At 63.8% G+C, this 25,288-nt stretch carries 21 protein-coding genes and 1 tRNA gene; 9 read left to right on the top strand and 13 right to left on the bottom strand.

Going from position 1 to position 25,288, the window contains the following annotated elements:
- Positions 1 to 18: 18 nt before the first annotated feature.
- Positions 19 to 2,166 (bottom strand): fatty acid oxidation complex subunit alpha FadB, encoded by a 2,148-nt coding sequence (fadB, locus tag CAY82_RS23520; RefSeq protein ID WP_087503290.1) that lies wholly within the window; start codon positions 2,164 to 2,166, stop codon positions 19 to 21.
- A 635-nt stretch (positions 2,167 to 2,801) separates the two neighbouring features.
- The gene (locus CAY82_RS23510) at positions 2,802 to 3,239 is read right to left on the bottom strand and encodes a hypothetical protein (protein ID WP_087503289.1); all 438 of its coding nucleotides are present in this window, start codon (positions 3,237 to 3,239) and stop codon (positions 2,802 to 2,804) included.
- A 110-nt stretch (positions 3,240 to 3,349) separates the two neighbouring features.
- On the opposite strand from CAY82_RS23510, the gene CAY82_RS23505 reads away from it, so the two are divergent.
- The gene (locus CAY82_RS23505) at positions 3,350 to 3,790 is read left to right on the top strand and encodes a universal stress protein (RefSeq protein ID WP_085665480.1); all 441 of its coding nucleotides are present in this window, start codon (positions 3,350 to 3,352) and stop codon (positions 3,788 to 3,790) included.
- Positions 3,791 to 3,913: 123 nt separating this feature from the next.
- Here the strand turns inward: CAY82_RS23505 and CAY82_RS23500 are convergent, their stop codons facing one another.
- Entirely contained in the window at positions 3,914 to 5,842 is a 1,929-nt protein-coding gene (locus CAY82_RS23500; protein WP_087503288.1) for an ATP-binding cassette domain-containing protein, read from the bottom strand.
- 221 nt (positions 5,843 to 6,063) lie between these two features.
- On the opposite strand from CAY82_RS23500, the gene CAY82_RS23495 reads away from it, so the two are divergent.
- A complete protein-coding gene (locus CAY82_RS23495; RefSeq protein WP_087503287.1) occupies positions 6,064 to 7,989 on the top strand; it encodes a transglycosylase SLT domain-containing protein in 1,926 nt (641 codons plus the stop codon).
- A gap of 129 nt (positions 7,990 to 8,118) precedes the next feature.
- Here the strand turns inward: CAY82_RS23495 and CAY82_RS23490 are convergent, their stop codons facing one another.
- On the bottom strand, positions 8,119 to 8,922 hold the full coding sequence (locus CAY82_RS23490) for an MOSC domain-containing protein (protein ID WP_087503286.1): 804 nt from the start codon (positions 8,920 to 8,922) through the stop codon (positions 8,119 to 8,121).
- 56 nt (positions 8,923 to 8,978) lie between these two features.
- The gene (locus CAY82_RS23485) at positions 8,979 to 9,914 is read right to left on the bottom strand and encodes a chemotaxis protein CheV (RefSeq protein WP_087503285.1); all 936 of its coding nucleotides are present in this window, start codon (positions 9,912 to 9,914) and stop codon (positions 8,979 to 8,981) included.
- Positions 9,915 to 10,264: 350 nt separating this feature from the next.
- Between CAY82_RS23485 and CAY82_RS23480 the strand changes: the two genes are divergently transcribed.
- The 3 genes from CAY82_RS23480 (at position 10,265) to CAY82_RS23470 (ending at position 12,696) form a co-directional block, all read left to right on the top strand.
- Positions 10,265 to 10,774, top strand: a complete 510-nt coding sequence (locus tag CAY82_RS23480) for a histidine kinase (protein ID WP_087503315.1) — start codon at positions 10,265 to 10,267, stop codon at positions 10,772 to 10,774.
- A 376-nt stretch (positions 10,775 to 11,150) separates the two neighbouring features.
- The gene (locus tag CAY82_RS23475; RefSeq protein WP_087503284.1) at positions 11,151 to 12,047 is read left to right on the top strand and encodes a sensor histidine kinase; all 897 of its coding nucleotides are present in this window, start codon (positions 11,151 to 11,153) and stop codon (positions 12,045 to 12,047) included.
- On the top strand, positions 12,037 to 12,696 hold the full coding sequence (locus CAY82_RS23470) for a response regulator transcription factor (RefSeq protein ID WP_087503283.1): 660 nt from the start codon (positions 12,037 to 12,039) through the stop codon (positions 12,694 to 12,696). The genes CAY82_RS23475 and CAY82_RS23470 overlap by 11 nt, the downstream gene beginning before the upstream one ends.
- Here CAY82_RS23470 and yegS read toward each other — a convergent pair.
- Positions 12,680 to 13,567 (bottom strand): lipid kinase YegS, encoded by an 888-nt coding sequence (gene yegS, locus CAY82_RS23465; RefSeq protein ID WP_087503282.1) that lies wholly within the window; start codon positions 13,565 to 13,567, stop codon positions 12,680 to 12,682. The two genes, CAY82_RS23470 and yegS, sit on opposite strands and share 17 nt — an antisense overlap.
- A 246-nt stretch (positions 13,568 to 13,813) precedes the next feature.
- Here yegS and CAY82_RS23460 point away from each other — a divergent pair, with 246 nt between their 5' ends.
- Positions 13,814 to 15,040 carry a glycosyltransferase family 4 protein gene (locus CAY82_RS23460; protein WP_087503281.1) on the top strand — a complete coding sequence of 409 codons (1,227 nt, stop codon included), beginning with the start codon at positions 13,814 to 13,816 and terminating at the stop codon, positions 15,038 to 15,040.
- A gap of 9 nt (positions 15,041 to 15,049) precedes the next feature.
- Here the strand turns inward: CAY82_RS23460 and glp are convergent, their stop codons facing one another.
- Positions 15,050 to 16,237: a gephyrin-like molybdotransferase Glp gene (gene glp, locus CAY82_RS23455; protein WP_170931123.1), complete on the bottom strand. Its 1,188-nt coding sequence runs from the start codon at positions 16,235 to 16,237 to the stop codon at positions 15,050 to 15,052.
- 22 nt (positions 16,238 to 16,259) lie between these two features.
- Positions 16,260 to 16,799 (bottom strand): molybdenum cofactor biosynthesis protein B, encoded by a 540-nt coding sequence (gene moaB / locus CAY82_RS23450; protein WP_087503279.1) that lies wholly within the window; start codon positions 16,797 to 16,799, stop codon positions 16,260 to 16,262.
- 188 nt (positions 16,800 to 16,987) lie between these two features.
- On the opposite strand from moaB, the gene CAY82_RS23445 reads away from it, so the two are divergent.
- On the top strand, positions 16,988 to 17,209 hold the full coding sequence (locus tag CAY82_RS23445) for a YgdI/YgdR family lipoprotein (protein ID WP_087503278.1): 222 nt from the start codon (positions 16,988 to 16,990) through the stop codon (positions 17,207 to 17,209).
- A gap of 81 nt (positions 17,210 to 17,290) precedes the next feature.
- Positions 17,291 to 17,367: transfer RNA gene (locus CAY82_RS23440), tRNA-Pro, on the top strand.
- A 202-nt stretch (positions 17,368 to 17,569) separates the two neighbouring features.
- Here CAY82_RS23440 and mqo read toward each other — a convergent pair.
- The 3 genes from mqo to CAY82_RS23425 all read right to left on the bottom strand — a co-directional run bounded on the left by mqo (position 17,570) and on the right by CAY82_RS23425 (position 23,022).
- Positions 17,570 to 19,144, bottom strand: coding sequence for a malate dehydrogenase (quinone) (mqo, locus tag CAY82_RS23435; protein ID WP_087503277.1), 1,575 nt, complete (start codon positions 19,142 to 19,144; stop codon positions 17,570 to 17,572).
- Between the two features lie 307 nt (positions 19,145 to 19,451).
- Positions 19,452 to 21,068 (bottom strand): methyl-accepting chemotaxis protein, encoded by a 1,617-nt coding sequence (locus CAY82_RS23430; protein WP_087503276.1) that lies wholly within the window; start codon positions 21,066 to 21,068, stop codon positions 19,452 to 19,454.
- 190 nt (positions 21,069 to 21,258) lie between these two features.
- Positions 21,259 to 23,022 (bottom strand): ABC transporter transmembrane domain-containing protein, encoded by a 1,764-nt coding sequence (locus tag CAY82_RS23425; protein WP_087503314.1) that lies wholly within the window; start codon positions 23,020 to 23,022, stop codon positions 21,259 to 21,261.
- Positions 23,023 to 23,235: 213 nt separating this feature from the next.
- Between CAY82_RS23425 and CAY82_RS26760 the strand changes: the two genes are divergently transcribed.
- Positions 23,236 to 23,409, top strand: coding sequence for a PA1571 family protein (locus tag CAY82_RS26760; protein WP_170929323.1), 174 nt, complete (start codon positions 23,236 to 23,238; stop codon positions 23,407 to 23,409).
- 176 nt (positions 23,410 to 23,585) lie between these two features.
- Here the strand turns inward: CAY82_RS26760 and pdxB are convergent, their stop codons facing one another.
- Positions 23,586 to 24,728 (bottom strand): 4-phosphoerythronate dehydrogenase PdxB, encoded by a 1,143-nt coding sequence (gene pdxB / locus CAY82_RS23420; protein ID WP_087503275.1) that lies wholly within the window; start codon positions 24,726 to 24,728, stop codon positions 23,586 to 23,588.
- Positions 24,729 to 24,788: 60 nt separating this feature from the next.
- Complete coding sequence (gene tusA, locus CAY82_RS23415; RefSeq protein WP_016500764.1) at positions 24,789 to 25,031, bottom strand: sulfurtransferase TusA; 243 nt, start codon at positions 25,029 to 25,031, stop codon at positions 24,789 to 24,791.
- Between the last annotated feature and the right edge of the window lie 257 nt (positions 25,032 to 25,288).

Below are 25,288 nucleotides of genomic sequence, written 5' to 3'. Positions count from 1 at the left end.
CTCTAGCTCGTTGACCGCTCAGTTGAAGAAGCGCTGGCCGTTCTTGGCCATTTCACGCAGCTTGGCGGTCGGGTGGTACAGCGGCCCCAGGTCGGCGTACTGATCGGCCAAGGCAACGAATTCGGCCACGCCGATCGAGTCGATGTAGCGCAGCGCACCACCGCGGAAGGGAGGGAAGCCAATGCCGTAGACCAGGCCCATGTCGGCTTCGGCGGCAGTCTCGACGATGCCGTCTTCCAGGCAGCGCACGGTCTCCAGGCACAGCGGAATCATCATCCAGTTGATGATGTCTTCGTCGGTGACTTCGCGCTGCTCGAAGACGATCGGCTTGAGCACGTCGAGCACGCTGGCGTCGACGACCTTCTTCGGCTTGCCGCGCTTGTCGGTTTCGTAGGCATAGAAGCCCTTGCCGTTCTTCTGACCGAGGCGGTTGGCCTCGTACAGTGCGTCAACGGCCGAACGGCGTTCGTCCTTCATACGGTCCGGGAAGCCTTCGGCCATCACATCGCGGCCGTGGTGGCCGGTGTCGATGCCTACCACGTCCATCAGGTACGCCGGGCCCATCGGCCAGCCGAACTTTTCCATGACCTTGTCGATACGGACGAAGTCGACACCGGCGCTGACCAGCTTGGCAAAGCCGCCGAAGTACGGGAACAGCACGCGGTTGACCAGGAAGCCCGGGCAGTCGTTGACCACGATCGGGTTCTTGCCCATTTTCTTGGCGTAGGCCACGGTGGTGGCGACCGCTACTTCACTGGACTTCTCGCCACGAATGACTTCCACCAGCGGCATCATGTGCACCGGATTGAAGAAGTGCATGCCGACGAAATTTTCCGGGCGCTTGAGCGCCTTGGCCAGCAGGCTGATGGAGATGGTCGAGGTGTTGGAAGCGAGGATCGCATCCTCCTTCACCTGGCCTTCCACTTCGGCCAGCACGGCCTGCTTGACTTTCGGGTTCTCGACCACGGCCTCGACGACGATGTCGACATTGGCGAAGTCACCATAGGACAGGGTCGGGCGAATGGCGTTGAGTGCCTCGGCCATCTTCGCCGGGGTCAGGCGGCCCTTCTCGACGCGGTTACCGAGCAGCTTGGAGGCCTCGTTCAGGCCCAGCTGGATGGCTTCCTCACGGATGTCCTTCATCAGGATCGGGGTGCCCTTGACCGCCGACTGGTAGGCGATGCCGCCACCCATGATGCCAGCGCCGAGCACGGCGGCCTGCTTCACGTCATGGGCAATTTCGTCATGCGCCTTGGCCTTGCGCTTGAGTTCCTGGTCGTTCAGGAACAGGCCGATCAGGCTCTCGGCAACCGAGGTCCTGGCCAGCTTGGCGAAGCCTGCGGCTTCGACTTCAAGAGCCTTGTCACGGCCGAAGTTGGCAGCTTTCTGAATGGTCTTGATGGCTTCGACCGGGGCCGGATAATTCGGGCCGGCCTGGCCTGCGACGAAGCCCTTGGCGGTTTCGAAGGCCATCATCTGTTCGATGGCATTGAGCTTGAGCTTTTCCAGCTTGGGCTGGCGCTTGGCCTTGTAGTCCAGTTCACCACTGATGGCGCGCTTGACCAGGTCAAGGGCACCGGCCATCAGCAGCTCTGGCGCGACCACGGCGTCGACGGCCCCCACTTTCAGGGCGTCTTCGGCACGGTTTTCCTTGCCGGCGGCGATCCACTCAATGGCATTGTCCGAACCGATCAGGCGCGGCAGGCGCACGGTACCGCCGAAGCCCGGGTAGATACCCAGCTTGACTTCCGGCAGGCCGATCTTGGCACTGGTGGACATGACCCGGTAGTCGGCGGCCAGGCACATTTCCAGGCCGCCGCCCAGGGCGATGCCGTTGATGGCGGCGACGGTCGGTACTTCGAGGTCTTCGAAGGCGTTGAAGATGCGGTTGGCTTCCAGGTTGCCGGCGACCAGTTCGGCCTCGGGCAGCTTGAAGTTGTCGACGAACTCGGTGATGTCGGCGCCGACGATGAACACGTCCTTGCCACTGCTGACGATCACGCCCTTGACCGAGGCGTCGGCCTGGATGGCATCGACGGCCTGGCGAAGCTCGTTCAGGGTCAGGCGGTTGAACTTGTTGACGGACTCACCCTTGAGGTCGAACTTGAGCTCGACGATGCCACTTTCAAGAGCCTTAACCGTGATGGCTTTACCTTCGTAAATCATCAACTGATCTCCACGATATGGAAGCTGAACTGTACACGCCGATCGCTGCAGCAAAAGCAGGCGTAGCTGCCCTGCCCCAGGCACACCCGTCAGCGCGCTAGTCGGAAGTATGGCTTGGCGTCATGACATACAAACGCTCAATTCATACGCCCGTTTGATTTGGGTGTGCACACATTCTCCGAAAAGATCGGCGTTGTCAAATGCTCGCGAGCAAGGTGAAAACACGACTTTCCGGTCATTTTGTAGCGCCTGGTACAAAACATGATGACAGTGATTGCAGGCCATTCATGTCGACGATTGACCACGAGCCGAGGGAGATCACCGCAGCTTCTGCCTTGCGCGGCGACCTCGAACGGCTACACTGGCACTTGCTTGAATGCATACCCGGCCTGCCTGGCCTTTTCTGCGCAGCAGAACGCAAAGCGGCGACTTGGCACCCCACCCCTTCAGGGGATCGGCCAAGCCGCCGCTTTGTCGTTTTGTGCTTGCCTTCGGATGAGAAGACCAATGGGAGGGCTTAGCGGGGCCCTGTGGGAGCGGGTTTACCCGCGAACACCGGCAGAGCCGGTGCCATGCACCGAGTCGCCTTCTTCGCGGGTAAACCCGCTCCCACAGAGGCCGCGCAAAGGCAAATCTCAGGCCAGGGTTTCGAGGACGTAGGCAACATCCTGCAACACAGCCGTATCGCCCCGCTCGGTCCAGTACAGCGCGATCATCCGGGCATCGGCCTCGACCTTGTAGACGCTCGCCGGCAAGCGCGCCAGGGCCTCCATGAAGCGTGGGTCCTCGCAGGGTTCACGCCACTGGTTCCACCACACTCCCGGGGTGACCTGCCAGAAGCTGAAGCTGTCCTCGTGCCCGCGGCGGCGCGCCCGGTGGTACTGCGGGCACGGGCTTGGCGGCTCCTTTTCCAGCCAGTGCGGCCACTGCTGGGGCGCCAGTTGCATGGCCAGGCCCATGCGCCGCGCCTCCAGGCGCAGCTTCATCTGCTCGCTCTGCTTGCGCGAGGTGCGCAACCAGGAAAGCGGGCTGAGAATCAGCGCGAGGATTGACACCACCAGCAATACCGTCATATCAGTAGTTCCCATAAAACGTTGCAAATGAGCTGGTTAGCCATTTTTCACGGAAGACCCGCCCGAAAGCGACCATACTTCTTCTATCGCGATTGTCAGGAGTTCCGCTCATGTCCTACGAACATCTTCTGGTCGCCGTCGACCTGACCGAAGAATGCGACCCGGTGATCAAACGCGCCATGGCGCTGGCTGCGCCGTCGAATGCCAAGGTTTCGCTGGTACACATCGTCGAGCCGATGGCCATGGCGTTTGGCGGTGACGTGCCGATGGACCTGTCGCAGCTGCAACAGCAGCAGTTCGACCAGGCCAAGGAGCGCATGGAGCGCCTGTTCAACAAATACCCGGACATCCACCGCGGCGACTCGCACCTGACCTATGGCCAGCCGCGCCAGGAAATCCACCAGCTGGCCAAGGACCAGAAATGCGACCTGATCGTGGTCGGCAGCCATGGCCGTCACGGCCTGGCGTTGCTGCTGGGCTCCACGGCCAATGACGTGCTGCATGGTGCGCCGTGCGATGTGTTAGCGGTGCGGTTGCAGAAGAAGGAATGATTCAACCTGGCTGGCCTCTTCGCGGGTGAACCCGCTCCCACAGGGACCGCGCGCTGCTGAATGCGGTGCAGTACCTGTGGGAGCGGGTTCACCCGCGAAAAGGCCGGGGCAGGCTAACGCCAATCAGCCTTCCAGCTCGGCCCAGCGCTCCACCAGCACATCCAGCTCACCCTGCAGCTTCTCGATCTTCGCCAGCACAGCCGAAGTTTCCGCAATCGGCCGCTGATAGAAGCCCGCCGCATTCACTTCTTCCTGGGCCTCGGCCATACGCTGCTCCAGCTCGTCGATCTGCGCCGGCAGCATTTCCAGCTCACGCTGCAGTTTGTAGCTGAGCTTCTTCTTCGAACCATCGGCCGCCGCTGCAACAGGTGCAGGCGCCGGCTTGGCCTCGACCTTCTCTACCACCGCGCTGTTGAGCTCGGACTTGCCACCCTTGCTCTCGGTCACGCCCAGCAGCTTCGGCGAGCCCCCCTGGCGAATCCAGTCCTCGTACCCACCGACATACTCGCGCACCTTGCCCTCGCCTTCGAACACCAGGGTGCTGGTGACGACGTTGTCGAGGAAGGCCCGGTCGTGGCTGACCATCAGCACGGTACCCTTGTAGCTGGACAGTACCTCCTCGAGCAGCTCGAGGGTTTCCACATCAAGGTCGTTGGTCGGTTCGTCAAGCACCAGCAGGTTGGCAGGTTTGCTGAACAGTTTGGCCAGCAGCAACCGTGCACGCTCGCCACCCGACAGCGCCTTGACTGGCGTGCGGGCACGCTGGGGGCTGAACAGGAAGTCGCCCAGGTAGCTCAGCACGTGGCGGTTCTGGCCGTCGATCTCGATGAAATCACGGCCTTCGGCCAGGTTGTCGATAACGGTCTTTTCCAGGTCGAGCTGGTGGCGCATCTGGTCGAAATAGGCCACTTCCAGCTTGGTGCCGCGCTCGACCTTACCTGCAGTCGGCTCCAGGTCGCCGAGCATCAGCTTGAGCAGGGTGGTCTTGCCGGTACCGTTGGCACCCAGCAGGCCGATGCGGTCCTCACGTTGCAGGACCATGGAAAAATCCTTGACCAGCACAGGCCCTTCGGGGTGATGGAAGCTGACGTTCTCCAGCACCATCACCTGCTTGCCGGACTTCTCCGCCGCCTCGATCTGGATGTTGGCCTTGCCCTGGCGCTCGCGGCGTTCGCTGCGCTCCACGCGCAGGGCCTTCAGCGCGCGTACGCGGCCTTCGTTGCGGGTACGGCGGGCCTTGATGCCCTGGCGGATCCACACTTCTTCCTGGGCCAGGCGCTTGTCGAACAACGCGTTGGCGGTTTCCTCGGCGGCCAGCGCAGCCTCCTTGTGCACCAGGAAGCTGGCATAGTCGCCGTTCCAGTCGATCAGGCCGCCGCGGTCCAGTTCGAGAATACGGGTGGCCAGGTTCTGCAGGAAGGAACGGTCGTGGGTGATGAACAGCACCGCGCCGTTGAAGCCACGCAGAGCCTCTTCGAGCCAGGCGATGGCACCGATGTCCAGGTGGTTGGTCGGCTCGTCGAGCAGCAGCAGGTCGGGCTCAGACACCAGCGCCTGGGCCAGTAGCACGCGGCGGCGCCAGCCACCGGACAGCTCAGCCAGGGTCTTGTCGGCCGGCAGCTGCAAGCGGCTGAGGGTACTCTCCACCACCTGCTGCAGGCGCCAGCCGTCACGGGCTTCCAGCTCGTGCTGGACGTGCATGAGTTTTTCCAGGTCTTCATCGCCCTGGATGTTCAGGCTCAAGTGGTGGAACTGCGCCAGCAACTCGCCCACGCCATCCAGGCCTGCAGCCACAACGTCGAACACCGTGCGCTCGTCGGCTACCGGAAGCTCCTGAGGCAGCTCGCCGATCTTCAGGCCCGGGGCACGCCAGATTTCGCCGTCGTCGCCCTTCTGCTCGCCCTTGACCAGGCGCAGCATGCTCGACTTGCCGGTGCCGTTGCGGCCGATGATGCACACCCGCTCGCCACGAGCGATCTGCCAGGACACTTTGTCCAGCAGCGGCATGGCGCCGAATGCGAGGGACACATCGCTGAATTTGAGCAGGGTCATGTTGGTCTCCATAAATCGGGCGCGCATTCTACCTGACTTGGTCCCCGACAGCATCCGCCAGGCCACCCGGCGAGGGTTTTGCGACATCTGGTCGAACTTAATATCCCGATACAAGCACAGTGCTTTCACCCCCCGCCGGCAAACAGCTAAGCTAAGGCAATAGCTTCCAACAGTGCTGGCTCAGCCGTCACTTCCCCATGGTTCAACTGCCCGGACGTATCATGCGCAGCCGCCTGTTACATATTGCATCCTGCCTGCTGCTTACCGCCGCCACCTGCGCGGCGCAGGCCGCCGACCTTACCCTGCAACGCCAGTACTATGACGAGGCCAAGCGTGCGCTGGCCAAGGGCGACAAAGGCCCGTACCTGCGTTATGCCCAGGCCCTCAGCGACTACCCACTGACGCCCTACCTGGCCTATGACGAACTCACTGCCCGCCTGAAAAGCGCCAGCAACCAGGAAATCGAAGACTTCCTTGCCAAGCATGGCGACCTGCCCCAGGCCAACTGGATGAAACTGCGCTGGTTGCGCTGGCTGGCCGAACGCGGCGAATGGAACACCTTCGTCAAGTACTACGAGCCCAAGCTCAACTTCACCGAACTGGACTGCCTCAATGGCCAGTACCAGCTCAGCCACGGTCTGCGCGCCGAGGGGTACGCCACGGCCGAAAAACTGTGGAACGTCGGCAAGTCGCAGCCAGCCACCTGCGACACGCTGTTCGGCATGTGGGCGGCCGAAGGCCAGCTGACCGAGGCCAAGCGCTGGCACCGCACCAAACTGGCGGCCCAGGCGCGCAACTACAGCCTGGCCAACAACCTGGTCAAGACCCTGACTACGCTCGGTCCGCAGGGGCGCCTGCTGGTCGATGTGGCGCAGAAGCCCGAGCTGCTCAACCAACCGTCGCGCTTCACCCCGGTCAACGAAGCCATGTCCGACGTGGTCAGCCTCGGCCTGCGCCGCCTGGCCCGACAGGACCCGGAGCGGGCCATGGCGCTGCTCGACGACTACGCCCAGCGCATGCACTTTTCCCGTGACGAGAAAGTGGCCATCGCCCGCGAAATCGGCCTGACCCTGGCGCGCCGCTACGACCCGCGCGCGCTCGATCTGATGACCCGCTACGACCCCGAGCTGCGTGACAACACTGTCAGCGAATGGCGCCTGCGCCTGCTGCTGCGCCTGGGCCGCTGGGAGGACGCCTACGAGCTGACCCGCCGCCTGCCCCAGGACCTGGCCAGCAGCAGCCGCTGGAAGTACTGGCAGGCCCGCAGCCTGGAGCTGGCGCAGCCGAACAACCCGCAGATCCCGCTGCTGTACAAGACCGTGGCGCGTGAGCGTGACTTCTACGGTTTCCTCGCCGCCGACCGGGCACAGACACCTTACCAACTGAACAACAAGCCGCTGGTGCTCAGCCCGCAACTGGTCAACAAGGTGCGCAACACCCCGGGCATTCGCCGTGCCCTGGAGTTCCACGCCCGCGGCCAGATCGTCGAAGGCCGCCGCGAGTGGTACCACGTCAGCCGCCACTTCAGCCGCGACGAAATGGTCGCCCAGGCGCGCCTGGGCTACGACCTGCGCTGGTACTTCCCAGCCATTCGCACCATCAGCCAGGCGCAGTACTGGGACGATCTGGACATTCGCTTCCCGATGGCCCACCGCGACACCCTGGTACGCGAGGCCAAGGTCCGAGGCCTGCATTCGAGCTGGGTATTTGCCATCACTCGTCAGGAAAGTGCCTTCATGGAAGATGCCCGTTCGCCGGTGGGCGCCAGCGGCCTGATGCAGCTGATGCCGGCCACGGCCAAGGAAACCGCCCGCAAGTTCAGCATTCCGCTGGCGTCACCGGCGCAGGTGCTCAACCCGGACAAGAACATCCAGCTGGGCGCGGCCTACCTGAGCCAGGTGCACAGCCAGTTCAACGGCAACCGGGTGCTGGCTTCGGCAGCCTACAACGCCGGGCCGGGGCGTGTGCGCCAGTGGCTGAAAGGCGCCAAGCACCTGAGCTTCGATGTGTGGGTGGAGTCGATCCCGTTCGACGAAACGCGCCAGTACGTGCAGAACGTGCTGTCGTATTCGGTGATCTACGGGCAGAAACTGAACTCGCCGCAGCCGCTGGTGGATTGGCATGAGCGGTACTTCGATGACATGTGATTGTTGCTGAGCCTGTGCCGGCCTCTTCGCGGGTAAACCCGCTCCCACAGGTATTGCACCAGTCCTGAATGCGGTGCAGTACCTGTGGGAGCGGGTTTACCCGCGAAGAGGCCGGCACAGGCAACACAGCTACTCCAGAATTTCGACCTGCATCCCTGCCTCCAGCCACCCACTACCATCCACCGCCAGGTTCTGCCCGAACAGCACATCCCCCTCCTTCTCGCGGAAAGTCCTGAGCGTGGCCATCGGCTCGCGATCCTCACTGCGCTCGCCGGTAGCCGGGTCGATGGTGGTAAAGATGCACCGCACACTGGGCTTGAGCACGCGAAACTCCAGGCTGCCGATACGAATGCGCTTCCAGCCATCCTCGGCAAACGGTTCCGCGCCCCGCACCACCAGGTTGGGCCGAAAGCGCAGCATATCCATGGGCCGACCGATACGTCGGTTGAGCTCGTCCAGCGAACCCTGGCCGATCAGCAACAAGGGGAAGCCGTCCGGAAACGCCGCCCGGTCACTGTTGAGGCCATAGCCATTGGGCAGATAACGCGCGCGTTGCTCCGGGCAATGCACCAGCCGCACGGCCTTGCCCAGCAGCTGGCTCAGCCAGGCTGCCGCCGCATCGCCCGCATCCGGCACGCGCAGGGTATCGCGCCAGATGGTCACGCCGCGCAGGGCGTCATCGGCAGATGGCACAGGCACTCGCAACGGTGCTTGCCCAGGTGTTTCCAGCAGCAACTGGCCGCTGTCATCATCGCTTGCCTTGACCTGGCCTAACTGTGGCCAGGCGCGCTGGGTGAGGAAACGTCCGTTTTCTTCCTCCACCACCATCCAGCGCCGGTCGCCCTGCACCCCCAACAAGCCTACCAGTGAAGCCTGCAGGCGTTGCGCCTGCCCCGACTTCACCGGGTACCGATACAGCTCACTGAGAAACATCCCTGCCGCCTCGCGTCATGCCAAAACGCCAAGCTTATACCCGGCAGGGGCCGGGATCACGCAGTAGCGGCCTCCAGCAACAGGCGTTGCTTGACCACGTCGACCAGGCGATCAGGCTGGAACTTGGACAGGAAGTTGTCGCAGCCCACCTTTTTCACCATCGATTCGTTGAAACTACCCGACAGCGAGGTATGCAGCACCACGTACAGCTGGCGCAAACGAGCATCGCCACGGATCTCGGTGGTCAACCGGTAGCCGTCCATCTCCGGCATCTCGGCGTCGGTGAACACCATCAGCAGCTTCTCGCACACATCCTCACCGGCGTCGGCCCAGCCCTTGAGCATACGCAGCGCCTTCAGGCCATCACTGGCCACGTGCAGCTTCACGCCCAGCTGGGACAGGGTGTCACGCAATTGCGCCAGGGCCACGCTGGAGTCGTCCACCAGCAACACTTCGCGACCACGGGCCCGAGCCAGTACCGGGTCGGCGAGTTTGTCGCCGGAAACCCGGGCGTTGTACGGCACGATCTCGGCCAGCACCTTCTCCACGTCGATCACTTCCACCAGCTTGTCATCGACCTTGGTGATGGCGGTCAGGTAATGCTGGCGTCCTGCGCTGGACGGCGGCGGCATGATCGCCTCCCAGTTCATGTTGACGATGCGGTCGACACCACCCACCAGGAAGGCCTGCACCGAGCGGTTGTATTCGGTGACGATGATGGTGCTGTCCGGCCCCGGCTGCAGCGGACGCATGCCGATCGCCTGGGACAGGTCGATCACCGGCAGGGTCTGGCCGCGCAGGTTGACCACCCCGCACACGAAAGCATGGCGCTGGGGCATCAGGGTCAGCTTGGGCAGTTGCAGCACTTCCTGCACCTTGAACACGTTGATCGCGAACAGCTGGCGGCCAGCCAGGCGAAACATCAGGATTTCCAGGCGGTTCTCACCCACCAGTTGCGTGCGTTGGTCTACCGTGTCGAGAATGCCAGCCATTGGAAAACCCCCAGGCTTGAGTCGGAGAAAGTGAAATCATCCACCCTGTATCGGCCGCTTCACGCACACCTTGACCCTTGTGGGGAAATGCCGTGAAGGCAATTGATATCACTTTGCCACCATGCTTTACTGCGAGCAGCCCGGAGTGAACCTGCGGCACGACAAAAGTTCCCCACCGTAGCCAATATCAGGGAAACCCTTAGCCACAATCGGGTGCAACCTGATGTTCGCGATATCCTTTAGCCATTAATGTGACGCCATTCTCATTGCATGAATGGAGTCAGGCTTTTGCTAGCTATCGTTTTGGCGTGCCCGTCCCCTGCGCCTGCCTCACGCGCGGGGGCCTCATGATGGACAGCGCCTTATCGTTCGATGAAGCCCTGCAGGGGTTTCTGCTGGATGCCCAGGTGCTGCTGACCCAGGCCCAGGAATGCCTGCATCACCTGGAACTGATCGACAACGACCCGGATGCCTGCCACTGCCTGGACAATACCCTCGACAACCTCGCTCGACAGGCCACGCAGTTGGGCCTGCGCGAAGTCGCCCATTACACCACAGCCCTGCAGCAGTTGCTGGGCCCGGCCTGCCATGGCGGTTGCCTGCCGCGCGAAGCCCTGCCCGCAGTAGGGGCCTGCCTGACCCTGCTGGCCTGGCAACTGGAACTGGTCGACCCGTGTACCGGGCGGCTTAACCTGGACATCGGCGAGCAGCTGGTGCTGCTGGGTGAACTGGCCAAAGTCGTGCAGCAACCTTTTGTGCAAGCCTGCACGTCCTGCAACGACCAAGGTGGCGTGTGCATCCACCCGCACACCGAGACGGCAGACGGCACGCCCCCCGGCCGCTCATCTCCAACATATTGACCCGGCACAAAGTGCAACCAGGCACCTTTATTCAAACCCACCCTGGTCGAACTTGGAAAGTCTCCGAAGTTTTCCAAGTTACCGTGGGCCAAGTTGAATCAATTGCGCGTAAGTTCCACGACAAGTGTGTGTTGCGCGATCAAGCCAGGTGGCACTTTGCTACCCTCCAGCGCGCGCCCGACAGGCGTTTCAAAGCGTTACCCAGCCGCGACCGATGCATTCCGAAGTGGTAATATGCCCCCCCACAAACGTTTGCAACCTGCAGCAAGGTCGCAAGATCACGGGTTCGAAAAAATAATCGAAAGTACTGCTCCAAAGCCTCTGACAAGGATTGTGCAAGGCCTCCATCAGCAATACTTCAGTGGCTTCCCTACTTATGTCTCCACGCTTTAAGACTCCTTTGCGCTGCTGCCCCCGCACTACCCTGCTGCGCTGGACGACGGTCGGGCTGTGCGTGGCCTCGCTGGTCGCCAACCTGATGCTGTACCTGACCGACCAGGCGATCCCGACCAGCCTGTTGGTGCTGCAGTTGGCTGCTACGCTGGGCGCCGCCGTGCACCTGAGCCTGGGCGCCAGGTCGATCAGCCTGCGCCCGGCGGAACTGGCCGAGCGCATGCTCAAGGTCCAGGAAGACGAGCGTCAACACCTGAGCCGGGAACTGCACGACGACATCGGCCAACTGCTCACGGCCGCCAAACTGCAACTGCAGTGGCTGCAAAAGCGCATGCCCGATGAGCTGCAAGGCCACTGCGACGCCCTGCGCAGCACGCTGGATAACACCCTGGGCAACGTGCGCGATGTCTCCGCCCTGCTCAACCCGCGGCAGTTGGCCAGCCTTGGCCTGGAAGCCAGCCTGCGCGCGCACCTGGTACGCACCTTGGGCAACAGCGGCGTGCACTGGAGCCTGGCGTGCAACCAGCGCCTGGGGGGCATCGACGAGGCTGTGGCCATGGCGGTGTTCCGCATTACCCAGGAAGCCGTGACCAACATGCTGCGCCACGCCCAGGCACACAACCTGGTCGTCCGTCTGCAGCGCACCCCCGAGGGGTTGGCCTTGTCGATCCATGACGATGGCCGTGGCTTCGTGCCCGCCAGGCAACCGGCCGAAGCTGGCCAGCGTGGTTTGGCCGGCATGCAGGAGCGGGTAACGGCGTTGCAGGGCAGCCTCGAGATCACCAGCCAGCTCGGCCTGGGCACGCGCATCGAGGCGGTGTTCCCATGGCCACCGCGCACTCAGCAACGCGCCAGGAGTACTGCCACCCATGACCTGTAGATTGCTGCTTGTAGACGACCACTCGCTGATCCGCGCCGGGGTGCGCGCACTGGTCGGCGACATTCCCGGCTATGAGGTAATCGGTGAGGCAGACGACGGCAGTCAGTTGCTTGAGCAGGTACGCAAACTGGCGCCGGACATCGTCTTGCTGGACATCTCCATGCGCTCGACCAGCGGCCTGGATGCCCTCACCCAACTGCGCGCCAGCGGCAGCACCTGCAAGGTGCTGATCCTGTCGATGCACACCGACCCGGACCTGATCATGCGAGCCCTGGAGAGCGGCGCCCACGGCTACCTGCTCAAGGACACCAGCGCCACCGAACTGGGGCAGGCCCTGGCCGCGGTGCGCAACGGCGAGCGCTACCTCAGCCCAGCCATCGCCCATACGGTGATCAACCAGGCGCTGCAGCACGCCAGGCAGGGCAAGCAACCCGCTGGCGAGCGGCATAACCTGACAGCGCGACAGCTGGAAATCCTGCGTCTGATCGTGCGCGGCAAGGCAACCCGGGAAATCGCCACCGGCCTGGGGCTGTCGATCAAGACCGTGGAAACCCACCGCTCGCAAATCATGAAACGCCTGCAAATCCATGACGTGGCCGGTCTGGTGCTGTTCGCCGTGCGCGAGAAAATCATCAGCCCGGATGACTGAGCAACGGCGACCCGGCAGGCAGGTGCAGGCGCAATGCAGCAGGCCTTGCCTGGAAGCGCAACTTGTCGGCCTGTACCGGCTCACCATCGAGGTTGATGTCCAACCCCTGCGAGCACTTGATCTCTACCCAGGGCAACCTGGTGCGGACAAACAGCCCGTTACCGGCCAACAGCTCACGCAGCGCCCCGACCACCTCCTGGGGGGCCGGCAGCACGGCAATGTCGAGCAAGCCGTCGTTTACCACTGCCTCGGGGCACAGCACCTGCCCGCCTCCGGCCTGACGGCCGTTGCCGATCCCCAACGCCAGCAGGTCACCCTGCCAGTGAAAGCCCGGCCCTTGCAGCTCCACCGAGGCCGCCTGCAGTTCGCTGAAGCGCGACAACCCGGTGAACAGGTAGGCGGCAGCGCCCAGCACTTTCTTCAGGTCTTCGGAGGTGCTGGCCGTGACCTGGCTGCCAAAACCGCCCGTGGCCATGTTGAGGAACAACTGGTCGCCGGCCTGGGCCAGGTCTATTGGCTGTGCAGGTATGTTCAGCAAGGCCAGCGCCGTGGCAGGCTCCAGGGGTATGTCAGCGGCCTTGGCAAAATCGTTGGCCGTGCCCAGCGGCAACAACGCCAAGCTGGCGTCGGTGCCCGCCAGCCCCATGGCCTCGGCGACATCGCGCAGCGTGCCATCCCCGCCTCCGGCGACGATATGGCCGTAGCCGGCATCCAGCGCCTCGCTGACCAGGCGCTGGGCGTCACCGGCCTCCCAGGTGACCCGCACGTCCAGCACCCAGCCGCTGGCGCGCAGGCCATACACGGCGCTGCGCAAGTCTTCGTTCATCGCCTGCTTGCCGTGCAGGATCAGCATTGCCTTGCCCACTTGCATTTGCGCGCCTCCGTGAAGTGATCTACCCAGATCTCGACCCTCTGCAATGCCGGATCGTTGCATGCCCCAAAAAAATAGCAGGCCCCACTAATCGCGTAGGTCGGTCAATTCCTCCACGCCCGGTAATGCGCAGCTATGCTCAGCAGATACACCCTTCTTGCCATGGACGCGCCCCGGCAGTGGTTTTACCACTGCCGCCTACGGGCGCGTCTTGCTATCCGCAGCCTTTAGCGAGGATTTCGGGTCATGCGCATTCTCTGGACACTGCCTTACCTGCCCTGGCCGACCACCAGCGGCAGCAAGACCCGGCAATACCATCTGATACGCGCACTGGCACAACGGGGACACCGGATTACCTTGCTGGTGCAATCGAAGGTCCCCCTCGGCGATGCCGCCCGCGAGGCACTGGAACCACTGCTCGAACGCCTGATCGTGCTGCCTCGCCGGCCTCTGCACAGCCCGCTCAACCTGCTGGCCTCGCCGATCATCGACTACCCCATGCGGGCAATCATCAATGGCCTGGCCCCTTGCCTGCGGCACCGCTTCGAGCAATTGCTGGACGAACCCTGGGACGTGATCCAGATCGAGCACAGCTACAGTTTCCAGCCCTTCGAAAAGGCCCTGCAGGCACGCGGACTGCCCTACATGCTCAGCGAGCACACCCTGGAGTCGGTGATGGGTGGCGCCTGCCACGATCGGCTGCCGATATGGCTGCGCCCGCTCAACGCCTTCGACCGCTGGCGCTATCGACGCTGGGAACAGCGGGTGTTGCGCCAGCCCACCGAACTGGTAGCGGTCAGCGCCCATGATGCCGAGCTGATTGCTCAGATCAGCGGGCGCCCGGTGAACGTGGTGGTCAATGGCGTGGACTGTGATTTCTACCAGCACGTGCAACCCGCGCTGCACAGTCAGCGCCTGCTGTTCGTTGGCAACTTCGAGTATGGCGCCAACCTGGAGGCCATAGAATGGGCGCTGGAAGACATCATGCCGCAGGTATGGATGAGCAACCCGGCGGTGCGTCTGGCGATTGCCGGGCATGCCATGCCGGCCAGCTGGAAACTGCACTGGAACGACCCGCGTATCGAGTGGTTCGGCTACCGTCCCGACCTGCGTGAACTGCAGCGGCGTTCGGCACTGTTCTTCGCACCGCTGCGCTATGCCGGTGGCTCCAAGGTGAAAATTCTCGAGGCGATGGCCGCCGGCTTGCCGGTGATCACCACCGGCAAAGGCGTTTCAGGCCTGGCTGCGAACAATGGTGAACACTACCTGGGCAGTGAGGATGGCGACCAGTTGGCCCTGCTGATCACCCAATTGCTCAACCAGCCCTGGCGCATGAGCCAGTTGAGCGAGGCCGGGCGCCAGTTCACCCGCCAGCGCCACGACTGGAGCGTGGCCGCCCAGCAACTGGAGAGCGTGCACATGCGCCTGGCCCAGGCAGCACCAGTCGAGGCCGCACCGCTGGCCAGTGCCTGACTGGGCCGCTCAGCCAAGTAGCTCGCTGAAGGGAATGAACGGCACGCTGTCACCCTGCTTCGGCGTACTGCCTTCGCGCACTTCCACCAGCCCGTCGGCCCAGGCCGCGCTACGCAGCACGCCAGAGCTCTGGTTCTTGTAGATGCGCACATGGCCCTGTTCGATGCGGGCGCGCAGGTATTCGCGGCGCGTGCCGGGCTTGGGCCAGTCAAAACCGGCCGGCATGTCGAAGCGCAGCGGCGTGACATCGGCCACGCCCTGACGCCGCAACAGGTAGGGTCGGGTCAGCAGACCGAAGGTGACCAGGGTCGAGGCCGGGTTACCCGGCAGACCGATTACCGGCACGCCCTGGAAGTGGCCGAAGGTCAGCGGCTTGCCCGGTTTGATTGCCAGCTTCCACAAGGCCAGCTCGCCGGCCTCGCGCAGGGCGGCGCCGAGGTAGTCGGCTTCACCCACCGAGACACCACCGGTGGACAGGATGAGGTCGACACCGGCCAGCTCGGCTAGGCAGGTGCGGGTGCGTGCCAGGTCATCCGGCAGGATGCCCGCATCGACCACGTCGCAGCCCAGCCGCTGCAACCAGCTGACCAGCAACCGGCGGTTACTGTTGTAGATTTGCCCCGGCCCCAGCGGCAGGCCGGGTTCGACCAGTTCGTCACCGGTAGACAACACCGCCACCCGCACCTTGCGCACCACTTCCAGGCTGCCGTGGCCCAGGGTGGCAGCCAGGCCCAGCTCGACAGGCCCCAGACGGGTGCCGGCGCTCATCACCTGTTCGCCCTTGCGGGTTTCCTGGCCCTGGGGACGAATGTTCTGCCCGGTCTTCAACGGCTCGAGAAAGCGTACCCGGCCATCTTCCGCCACTTCGGAGTTTTCCTGCATCTCGACGCAGTCGGCACCTTCGGGCAGCGGTGCACCGGTGAAGATGCGCGCGCAGGTGCCCGGTTGCAGCGGCTGCGGCGCATGGCCGGCGAAAATCCGCTGGCTGACCGGCAGCGGCTCGCCCTGCCAGTCGGCCAGGCGCAGGGCGTAACCGTCCATGGCGCTGTTCGGCCAGGGCGGCAGGTCGAGCGAGGCCACCAGGTCGGTGGCAAGCACACGGCCCTGAGCCTCGGCCAGTGGCAGGTTCTCGGTGTCGCGGATCGGCGCCGCTTCGGCCAATGCCAGCAGCTGCTCCAGGGCCTGTTCCACCGGCATCAGAGGCCGGGCCTGGGTGACCTCAGCCACGGCCGTCACAGGCCGCTGCCTGCTTCAGGTGCGGCACGAAGTTGCACGGGCGATGACGGGCATCCAGCTGCTCGGCCAGGATACCGTCCCAACCGGTGCGCACCGCGTTGGTCGAACCCGGCAGGCAGCACACCAAGGTACCGTTGGCCAGCCCGGCCAGGGCGCGCGACTGCACGGTGGAAGTGCCAATGTCAGCCACGGAAATCTGCCGGAACAGCTCACCAAAGCCTTCTACCTGCTTGTCCAGCAGGCAGGCCACGGCCTCGGGCGTGCTGTCGCGGCCGGTAAAGCCAGTGCCGCCGGTGATCAGCACCACCTGCACGCTGTCATCGGCAATCCAGGTGGCGACCTGGGCGCGAATCTTGTACAGGTCGTCCTTCAGCAACACGCGCTCGGCCAGGCGATGGCCGGCTGCGCTCAGCCGGTCGACGAACATCTGGCCGGAGGTATCGGTATCGAAGGTGCGAGTGTCGCTGACCGTGAGCACGGCAATGTTCAGCGGCACGAAGGGGGTATCTGCCTTGGTTTTCATGGGGATCCGTCACGAGAAGATGGAATGCCCGCAGTTATAACACAGCACGCGTACGTCGCAGCGTGACGCCCGTGGCCCTTGCCCTCGATCAATGCCTCGGCTTTGCCGCTATGCTGCACTGTAGACGGAACTTGCGTGGACGCCCTGCGTCTTAATGTCATCTAGCACCATCGCACTGGAGAAACACGATGATTCAACGGACCCTACCCGCTTTCCTGCTCGCCTTGAGCCTGGGCGCCCTCGCTGGCTGCGCATCGCCAACCGTCATTACCCTGAACGACGGTCGCGAAATCCAGGCCACCGACACGCCGAAGTACGATGAAGACTCCGGTTTCTACGAATTCGAGCAACTGGACGGCAAGCGCACGCGCCTGAACAAGGACCAGATCCGCACCGTCAAAGAGCTCTGATCGCAGCCGGCGTTTTTGCAAAGGCCCTTTTAACAACAAGGGCTTGCGGGCAAAAACAGGATGCAGTAGGATTTCTTTCATCGGAGTGTAGCGCAGCCAGGTAGCGCGTCTCGTTCGGGACGAGAAGGCCGCAGGTTCGAATCCTGTCTCTCCGACCAAATCCTCGTCAAAAAGCCCGCCTTGTGCGGGCTTTTTGTTGTGCATTGAAAAGTGCCCTGCCCCAGCGCGCGCGCCCCCTTGTGGGAGCGGCCTTGTGTCGCGAAAAGGCTGCAAGGCAGCCCCCAGCAACTTGTGCAGCCTGGCTGAAATCCTGGGGCCGCGTTGCGACCCTTTCGCGACACAAGGCCGCTCCCACATGTGTCAGTGCGACACCTCAGCCTCCACCGGCACATACAGCAACTGCAGGCGCTCGCTGCTCCATGCCCGGGTCTGGTTGGTCAGCGCCAGGTTGTTGTTCAGTTTCTGCCCATAGCTCGGCACGATTTCCTTGAGCCTGGCCTGCCAGGCTGGCGACTGGATACGGTCCTTGAAGGTCTTTTCCAGCACGGTCAGCATGATCGGCGCCGCGGTAGAGGCACCCGGAGAAGCGCCCAGCAACGCAGCGATGCTGCCGTCCTGCGCCGCCACTACTTCAGTACCGAACTGCAGCACGCCGCCCAGTACCGGGTCCTTCTTGATCACCTGCACCCGCTGGCCGGCCTGCAGCAGCTTCCAGTCTTCGTTCTTGGCGTTGGGGAAGTACTCGCGCAGCGCGTTCATGCGGTCATCGAAACTGAGCATCAACTGCCCCATCAGGTAGGTGCTGAGGTCGATGTTGTCGATACCGGCGTTGACCATCGGCAGCACGTTGTGGCTGTTCAGCGAGGCGAACATGTCCAGCAGCGAGCCGTGCTTGAGGTACTTGGTGGAGAACGTGGCGAACGGGCCGAACAGCAGTACCTGCTTGCCATCGATCATCCGCGTATCCAGGTGCGGTACCGACATCGGCGGCGCGCCAACCGAGGCCTTGCCGTACAGCTTGGCCTGGTGGCGGGCGACCAGGTCGGAGTTGTCGGTCATCAGGAACTGGCCACCGACCGGGAAGCCGGCATAGCCTTCGGCTTCAGGGATGCCCGACTTCTGCAGCAGCTTCAGCGCGCCACCACCAGCACCGATGAACACGAAGCGGGCATTGACGGCCTTTTCCTTGCCGCCGTTGGCCAGGTCGGCCACCCGCACTTGCCAGGTGCCGTCATCGTTACGCACGATGTCGCGCACCTCATGGCGCAGGTTCAGCGATACGTTAGGGTTGCGGGTCATCGCGGCGAACAGCTGGCGGGTGATTTCACCAAAGTTCACGTCGGTGCCGATGGCCATGCGCGTGGCGGCGACCTTCTGCCCCGGGTCACGGCCTTCCATCACCAGCGGTGCCCACTTACGGATCTGCTCGCGGTCTTCGGAGATTTCCATGCCGCGGAACAGCGAACTGTGCTGCAGCGCGTCGACGCGCTTGTGCAGGAAGGCAACGTTGTCGTCACCCCAGACAAAGCTCATGTGCGGCACGTTGTTGATGAACGACTTCGGGTTGCTCAGCACGCCCTGCTCGACCTGGTAGGCCCAGAACTGCTTGGACACCTCGAACTGCTCATTGACCCCCACGGCCTTGCTGATGTCGATGCTGCCGTCCTTGCCGACGCTGGTGTAGTTCAGCTCGCAGAAGGCGGAGTGACCGGTGCCGGCGTTGTTCCAGGCGTTGGAGCTTTCTTCGGCCACTTGATCCAGACGTTCATAGACGTCGACCTTCCAGGAGGGCTCCAGCTCGGTGAGGTAGGTGCCCAGGCTCGCACTCATGATGCCACCGCCGATCAGCAGCACGTCGACGGTCTTTTCCGGCTCCGCGGGTTTGGAGCAGCCGATGACGCCCAGGCAGAGGAACGTCAGCAGGAATTTCTTCATTGATGTTATCCAGTTGTTGTGTACACGCGCGCGGCCTTGAGCAGGGAACGTGCCAACTGGGTCTGGAGCAGTGAATACGGGGGTTAGGCGACGGCGAGGATGGCGACAATCCGCCAGAGGCCATGGAATGAAGCAGTGGAAGTGGCGGGTTTCCCCATTAGCCAACTTGGCGCCGCACCGTTGTGGGAGCGGCCTTGTGTCGCGAAAGGGCCGCGCAGCGGCCCCAGGATATCAGCCTCCGTGCAGAGATTGCCGGGGCCGCTTTGCGGCCCTTTCGCGACACAAGGCCGCTCCCACAAGAGCCACGTCAGGCGGTGAGGCGTGAGGTGACTTCACCCAGCTGCCCCGACAACCCATGCAGGCGCTGCCCCGCCTGTTCGGTATGCTGCACCGCCTCCTGGTTGGCCGTGGCGATGCGGGTGATTTCGATCAGGTTGCGCGAGATGTCCTCGGCCACGCTGGTCTGCTCTTCGGCCGCCGTGGCGATTTGCCGGTTCATGTCGCGAATCGCTTCCACCGCCAGGGTGATGCGCTGCAGCATCTGCCCGGCCTGCTGCACCTGCTCGGCACCCTCCTGGCTGCGCTGCTGGCCGCTTTCGATAGCCTTGACCGCTTCCACCGCCCCCGACTGCACCGCTTCGATGATCTGGTGGATCTCGGCAATCGACGCAGCCGTGCGCTGGGCCAGGCTGCGCACCTCATCGGCGACTACCGCAAAACCACGCCCTGCCTCGCCGGCACGGGCCGCTTCGATGGCCGCGTTGAGTGCCAGCAGGTTGGTCTGCTCGGCAATGCCGCGGATTACTTCAAGGACTTTGCCTATGCGTGTGCTGTCATGCTCCAGGTCGCGAATCACCGCCGCTGTGCTGGCAATTTCGCGGTTGACCACGCCGATGATGTCGATGGTCTGCTGCATCACCTGCTCGCCCGCCTGAGCGCTGTGGTCGGCATCGTCCGCCGCACGGGCAGCCTCGGCGGCGTGGCGCGCGACCTCCTGGGCGGTGGCGGACATCTCGTGCATGGCCGTGGCCACCTGGTCGGTGCGCTGGAACTGGTCGTGGGTGCCACGGGCCATGTCGCCGGCGATGCTGCGCAACTGGCCGCTGGCGCCTTCCAGTTCCTGGGCGTTGTCCTGCAACCGGCCAACCGTGTCAGCGAGAAAGTCGCGCAGGGTGTTGGCGGCCCGCGCCAGGCGGCCCAGTTCGTCCTCGCGGCGGCTGTCTACCCGGTCGGCAAAGCGGCCCTGGCTGAGCTGCGCGACGTACTCGATCAACTGACTGATCGGCTCGACCAGGCTGCGGTTGACCAACCACAGGCTGAACAGCCCTACCAACAGCGCCGAGGCCAGCATCACCAGCAGGCCCAACCATACCGTGCGCTCGGCGCCGGCACTGAGGCTGGCGGCTTGCTGACGTGCCTCGGCACGCAGTTGCTCGACCAGTTTGCTCATCTGCTCGCTGGCGGCGCGATCCACGCCCTTGACCGCCTGGTCGCCGGCTACCGGGTCGCCACCCGCCGCCAGGAATGCCTGGCGCCCCTGCGCATAGGCCTGGCCCAACTGCCGGTGGCTGTCTCGCAGTTGCTGCAGCGGCGCCTTGAGCCTGGCGTCACTGCTGTCGATCAATTGCCCGAGCAGTTGCTGCACCTGCTGCTCGCGAGCCTGGAACTGCTGCCAGTACTTTTCCATGTCAGCCGGCTGGCGCCCGCGCAACAGCACGTTCTTCCATTCCTGCACCTGGATCTTGAACTGCAGGTTGGCTTCGTCGATCAATTGCGAGGCCCGCAATGGCCCGTCGACCAGCTCGGCGTAGCCGCGCACGCTGGACGAGAGGAACTGGAAGCACACCAGGGCGATCAGCAACATCGCCACCAGACTACCGCCGAGCAGGGAGAGAATTTGCACTCTGAGGGAATTACGCAACATCTTGGATCTCGGAAAGCAGGAGGAAGACCGGGGGCCGCGCAAGCTGGCAATGGGATGCAACGCAGCCGGTTACTGGCAGGCCAAAAAAAGGCTGCCATCAAACAATGGCAGCCAGATCGAGCACTTACGCAACAGTTGAGCTAGATACTCTCAGGCAAATACTACAGAAATGTTACAAAGCCACGACAAGCTACCCCGTGCTGAACTGCAAGGCCGCCAGCCGTGCATACAGCGGGCTCTCTTCGATCAACTGGCGATGCGTCCCCACCGCCACCAGCCTGCCCTTGTCGATGACCGCAATACGGTCGGCATGCTGCACCGTAGCCAGGCGATGAGCGATTACCAGGGTGGTGCGCCCGGCCATCAGGCTGGGCAACGCCTGCTGGATCAGGTGTTCGCTTTGCGCGTCGAGGGCGCTGGTAGCTTCGTCCAGCAACAGGATCGGCGCATCGACCAGCAACGCACGGGCGATGGCCAGCCGTTGCCGCTGCCCACCCGACAGGCCAATGCCGCCCTCGCCCAGCGGGGTCTGGTAGCCCTGCGGCAATTGCCGGATGAATGCGTCGGCATGAGCACCCCGGGCCGCTGCCTCGACCTCGGCCAGGGTCGCCTCGGGCCGGCCATAGCGAATGTTGGCCTCGACCGTGCCGCGAAACAGCGAGGGGTTTTGTGCCACCAGAGCGAACTGCTGGCGCAACTGATCGGGGTCGAGTTCGGTAATCGCCCGGCCATCGAGCAGGATGCGCCCTTGCTGGGGGTCGTAGAAGCGCAGCAACAAATCGAACAAGGTCGACTTGCCCGCCCCCGAGGGCCCCACCAGCGCCACGGTCTGCCCCGGCTCGATGGCCAGGCTCAGGCCATCGACTGCCGCCACCGAGGGCCGTGACGGATAAGCGAACACCAACTGCTGCAACTCGATACGCCCACTGGCCCGCTGCTGCGGCAGCACCTGCGCCACGGCGGGTTGCAGGATTGCACTGCGCGCCGCCAACAGTTCGGCAATGCGCTCGGCCGCGCCCGCCGCCCGCTGCAACTCGCCGATCACCTCGCTGAGGGTGCCGAAGGCACTGCCGACGATCAGGCTGTAGAACACGAAGGCGGCCAGTTCGCCTGCGGAAATGCGCCCGGCGATCACGTCCATGCCGCCAACCCACAACATCACCCCCACCGCTCCCAGCACCAGCACGATCACCAGGGTGATAAGCCAGGCACGCTGGGCAATCCGCTGCCGGGCCACGGCAAACGCCGCTTCGACCGTGCCGGCGAACAGTTCGCGGTCATGCGCCTGGTGGTTGTAGGCCTGCACGGTCTTGATCTGCCCGAGGGTTTCGGCCACGTAGCTGCCCACATCGGCCACCCGGTCCTGGCTCTGCCGCGACAGGTTGCGTACCCGGCGGCCGAACAGCAGGATCGGCATCAGCACCAGCGGTAGGGCCACCACCACGATGCTGGTGAGCTTGGGATTGGTGATGAACAGCAACACCACGCCACCGATGACCATCAGCGCGTTGCGCAGGAACATCGACAACGAAGAGCCGATAACCGATTGCAGCAAGGTGGTGTCGGCGGTCAGCCGCGACTGGATCTCGGAGCTGCGATTGTCTTCGAAAAACCCAGGATGCAAGCCGATCAGGTGATCGAACACGGCCCGACGGATATCTGCCACGCAGCGCTCGCCGATCCAGGACACCAGGTAGAAGCGGCTGAAGGTACCCACTGCCAGGGCCAATACCAACAACAGGAACAGCCCGATGGTCTGGTTGAGCTGATGCGCGGAGCGGGTCATGAAGCCCTGGTCCACCAGCAGGCGGATGCCCTGGCCCATGGACAGGGTGATGGCGGCGGTAACTACCAGGGCCAGCAAGGCCAGCAGCACCTGACGACGGTACGGACGGACAAACTGCCAACCCAGGCGCAAGGCGCGGCGTTGACGCGGGGAAACCGATTCGGGCATGGCGCTGACCACAATGGCGAGGAAACCGCAGCCTACCACTCATCCAGGCTTGGGGAACCCTTGCAAGGTTGCTATAGCCCATTGTTCTAACCAGGCTATGGAGCTTTACTGCCGTTTCTGGTGGACTGTTCCTGCCGTGACCCTGCAGGAACTGTCACAGGCCAGTCACGGCACAGGGTTACCCTGAGCTTGAACCTGATGAGGAGACAATACATGAGCTTGCAGCATGGCAGCGACAACCAGAAGCCCCGGACCACCCCGCAGCCGCAGGTGTGCGGTTCGATCATCGATGCCCAGGGGCGCGAAGTACCGATCACCGAGCAGATGATCCAGCAGGCCTGCAAGGCCCTGGAAGAAAGCCGGGTCGAGCGCGTACGCAAAGGTTGATCGGCGAATTCCTTGCAACCCGGCGCTTGCGCCGGGTTTTTATTTGCCTGAATCCTGTGCTGGCCCTTTCGCGGGTAAACCCGCTCCCACAGGGACCACACAAGCCTTGAGATCAGCGGGGCACCTGTGGGAGCGGGTTTACCCGCGAAGAGGCCAGTGCTGCGCTCAACATACCGTCAGACCAACACCCCACCCAAGGCACTGACCAGCTGCGCCAACTGGGGCGACTCCCCACGCAAGCGCACCGCCAGCCCCTCGATCTCGCGCCGCGGCGGGTAATGCTTGCGCAACTGGTCGAACGCTGCACGCTGCTGCTGCGGGTCGTCGCTGAGGCTGCGGCGGAAATCGGCATCGTCGCGGCGTGGGTCGTACACCGCGCGGCACAAGGTGGCCAAGGCCCAGGCCGGGTCGGTGCTGGCATCAAGCTCGATCTGCGCCAGCGGCGGCCGAGGCAGCAGGTCGGCCAGTTGCACCTGCTCATCCACACCGAGGAAGCGGCACAGCGCCTGGTAGATCTGCGCCGTACCACGCTGGCGGCCATCGAGGCTGTAGCCGGCAATGTGCGGCGAAGCCAGCGTGCACAGGTCGGCCAGCTGCAGGTCGACCTGTGGCTCACCCTCCCACACATCCAGCACCGCATGCACGTCTTCGCGGTCCAGCAGCAGTTCACGCAGGGCGGCGTTGTCCAGCACCGAGCCACGGCTGGCGTTGACTAGCCAGGCACCCGGGCGCAACTGCGCCAACTGCGCCTGGCCCAGCAGGTGCCATGTCGGGTGCTCGCCGCCACGTTGCAAGGGGGTGTGCAGGCTGATCACATCGCACTGTTGCAGGATGGTCTCGAGGCTGACGTAATCGCCACCCTCGGCGGCCTGGCGCAGCGGGTCGCATACCAGCACCTTCCAGCCCAGGCCGTGCAGCACCCGCACCAGGCGGCCGCCCACCTCACCCGCGCCCACCACGCCATACACGCGCTCGGACAGTGCCACGCCATCCAGCTCGGCCAGGGTCAGCAGGCTGCCCAGCACGTAATCGACCACGCCGCGGGCATTGCAGCCCGGCGCGCTGCTCCAGCAGATACCGGCCTCGGCAAAGTAGTTCAGGTCGAGGTGGTCGGTACCGATGGTGCAGGTGCCGACAAAGCGCACGCGGCTGCCTTCGAGCAACTGGCGGTTGACCTTGGTCACCGAGCGCACCAGCAGGATGTCGGCGTCCTTGACGCTGGCGGCGTCGAGGCTTCGGCCCGGGTAACGGCGGATTTCGCCGAAACCCTGGAAGAAGGCATCGAGCAGCGGGATGTTCTCGTCGGCAACTATCAGCATGGCGCTCTCCTGTCTGGGGAACGCAGTGTAGGCGCAACGCCGGGCTTGATCCAGAGCGGCTCAGTCGGCTTTCTTGCGGATCCAGTACAGGAAGGTACCGGCGTCTTCCTGCTGCTGCAGCAGTTCGTGGCCAAGGAAGTTGCAGAACTTGGGGATGTCGCGGCGGGTCGAGGGGTCGGTAGCGATGACCTTGAGCAAGCCGCCAGCGGCCAGGTCACGCACGTGCTGGTGCAGCATCATCACCGGTTCCGGGCAGTTCAGGCCGGTGGCGTCGAGGATGGCGTCGGGGGTGAAATCGGTCATGGGGGGCTCCGCAAATGATCGTCATTGTCGCGCATCGCGCCATTTCGACCAAGGGGCCTCAGACGCATGCCTTCAGGTTTGTGTGTGCGTCGAGATCGAGCGCCGCCCGCGCGGCGCTTCGCGGGACAAGCCCGCTTGTATGGTTAGACTTGAAGGGGGGGTGGGACTAAATGCCCGATTCTGACTGTTCACAGCAGTACAGACCGTGGGAGACATCGCCCCACCCCTTCCACCAAAGCGCCGATAAAGAATGCATC

It is taken from the genome of Pseudomonas sp. SID14000 (genome assembly GCF_002165135.1).
GTDB lineage: Bacteria > Pseudomonadota > Gammaproteobacteria > Pseudomonadales > Pseudomonadaceae > Aquipseudomonas.
This window is presented reverse-complemented; position numbering and strand designations above follow the sequence as displayed.

Excerpts from the sequence above, each read along its gene's own strand:
- CAY82_RS23490 (WP_087503286.1), bottom strand. The coding sequence starts at position 8,922 with ATGTTTCTCAGTGAGCTGTATCGGTACCCGGTGAAGTCGGGGCAGGCG.
- pdxB (WP_087503275.1), bottom strand. The coding sequence starts at position 24,728 with ATGCTGATAGTTGCCGACGAGAACATCCCGCTGCTCGATGCCTTCTTC.
- CAY82_RS23505 (WP_085665480.1), top strand. The coding sequence starts at position 3,350 with ATGTCCTACGAACATCTTCTGGTCGCCGTCGACCTGACCGAAGAATGC.
- fadB (WP_087503290.1), bottom strand. The coding sequence starts at position 2,166 with ATGATTTACGAAGGTAAAGCCATCACGGTTAAGGCTCTTGAAAGTGGC.
- moaB (WP_087503279.1), bottom strand. The coding sequence starts at position 16,799 with ATGAAAACCAAGGCAGATACCCCCTTCGTGCCGCTGAACATTGCCGTG.
- mqo (WP_087503277.1), bottom strand. The coding sequence starts at position 19,144 with ATGAAGAAATTCCTGCTGACGTTCCTCTGCCTGGGCGTCATCGGCTGC.
- CAY82_RS23445 (WP_087503278.1), top strand. The coding sequence starts at position 16,988 with ATGATTCAACGGACCCTACCCGCTTTCCTGCTCGCCTTGAGCCTGGGC.
- CAY82_RS23475 (WP_087503284.1), top strand. The coding sequence starts at position 11,151 with ATGTCTCCACGCTTTAAGACTCCTTTGCGCTGCTGCCCCCGCACTACC.
- CAY82_RS23485 (WP_087503285.1), bottom strand. The coding sequence starts at position 9,914 with ATGGCTGGCATTCTCGACACGGTAGACCAACGCACGCAACTGGTGGGT.
- CAY82_RS23470 (WP_087503283.1), top strand. The coding sequence starts at position 12,037 with ATGACCTGTAGATTGCTGCTTGTAGACGACCACTCGCTGATCCGCGCC.
- tusA (WP_016500764.1), bottom strand. The coding sequence starts at position 25,031 with ATGACCGATTTCACCCCCGACGCCATCCTCGACGCCACCGGCCTGAAC.
- CAY82_RS23460 (WP_087503281.1), top strand. The coding sequence starts at position 13,814 with ATGCGCATTCTCTGGACACTGCCTTACCTGCCCTGGCCGACCACCAGC.
- yegS (WP_087503282.1), bottom strand. The coding sequence starts at position 13,567 with ATGCAAGTGGGCAAGGCAATGCTGATCCTGCACGGCAAGCAGGCGATG.
- CAY82_RS26760 (WP_170929323.1), top strand. The coding sequence starts at position 23,236 with ATGAGCTTGCAGCATGGCAGCGACAACCAGAAGCCCCGGACCACCCCG.
- CAY82_RS23500 (WP_087503288.1), bottom strand. The coding sequence starts at position 5,842 with ATGACCCTGCTCAAATTCAGCGATGTGTCCCTCGCATTCGGCGCCATG.
- CAY82_RS23425 (WP_087503314.1), bottom strand. The coding sequence starts at position 23,022 with ATGCCCGAATCGGTTTCCCCGCGTCAACGCCGCGCCTTGCGCCTGGGT.
- glp (WP_170931123.1), bottom strand. The coding sequence starts at position 16,237 with ATGCCGGTGGAACAGGCCCTGGAGCAGCTGCTGGCATTGGCCGAAGCG.
- CAY82_RS23510 (WP_087503289.1), bottom strand. The coding sequence starts at position 3,239 with ATGACGGTATTGCTGGTGGTGTCAATCCTCGCGCTGATTCTCAGCCCG.
- CAY82_RS23495 (WP_087503287.1), top strand. The coding sequence starts at position 6,064 with ATGCGCAGCCGCCTGTTACATATTGCATCCTGCCTGCTGCTTACCGCC.
- CAY82_RS23480 (WP_087503315.1), top strand. The coding sequence starts at position 10,265 with ATGGACAGCGCCTTATCGTTCGATGAAGCCCTGCAGGGGTTTCTGCTG.
- CAY82_RS23430 (WP_087503276.1), bottom strand. The coding sequence starts at position 21,068 with ATGTTGCGTAATTCCCTCAGAGTGCAAATTCTCTCCCTGCTCGGCGGT.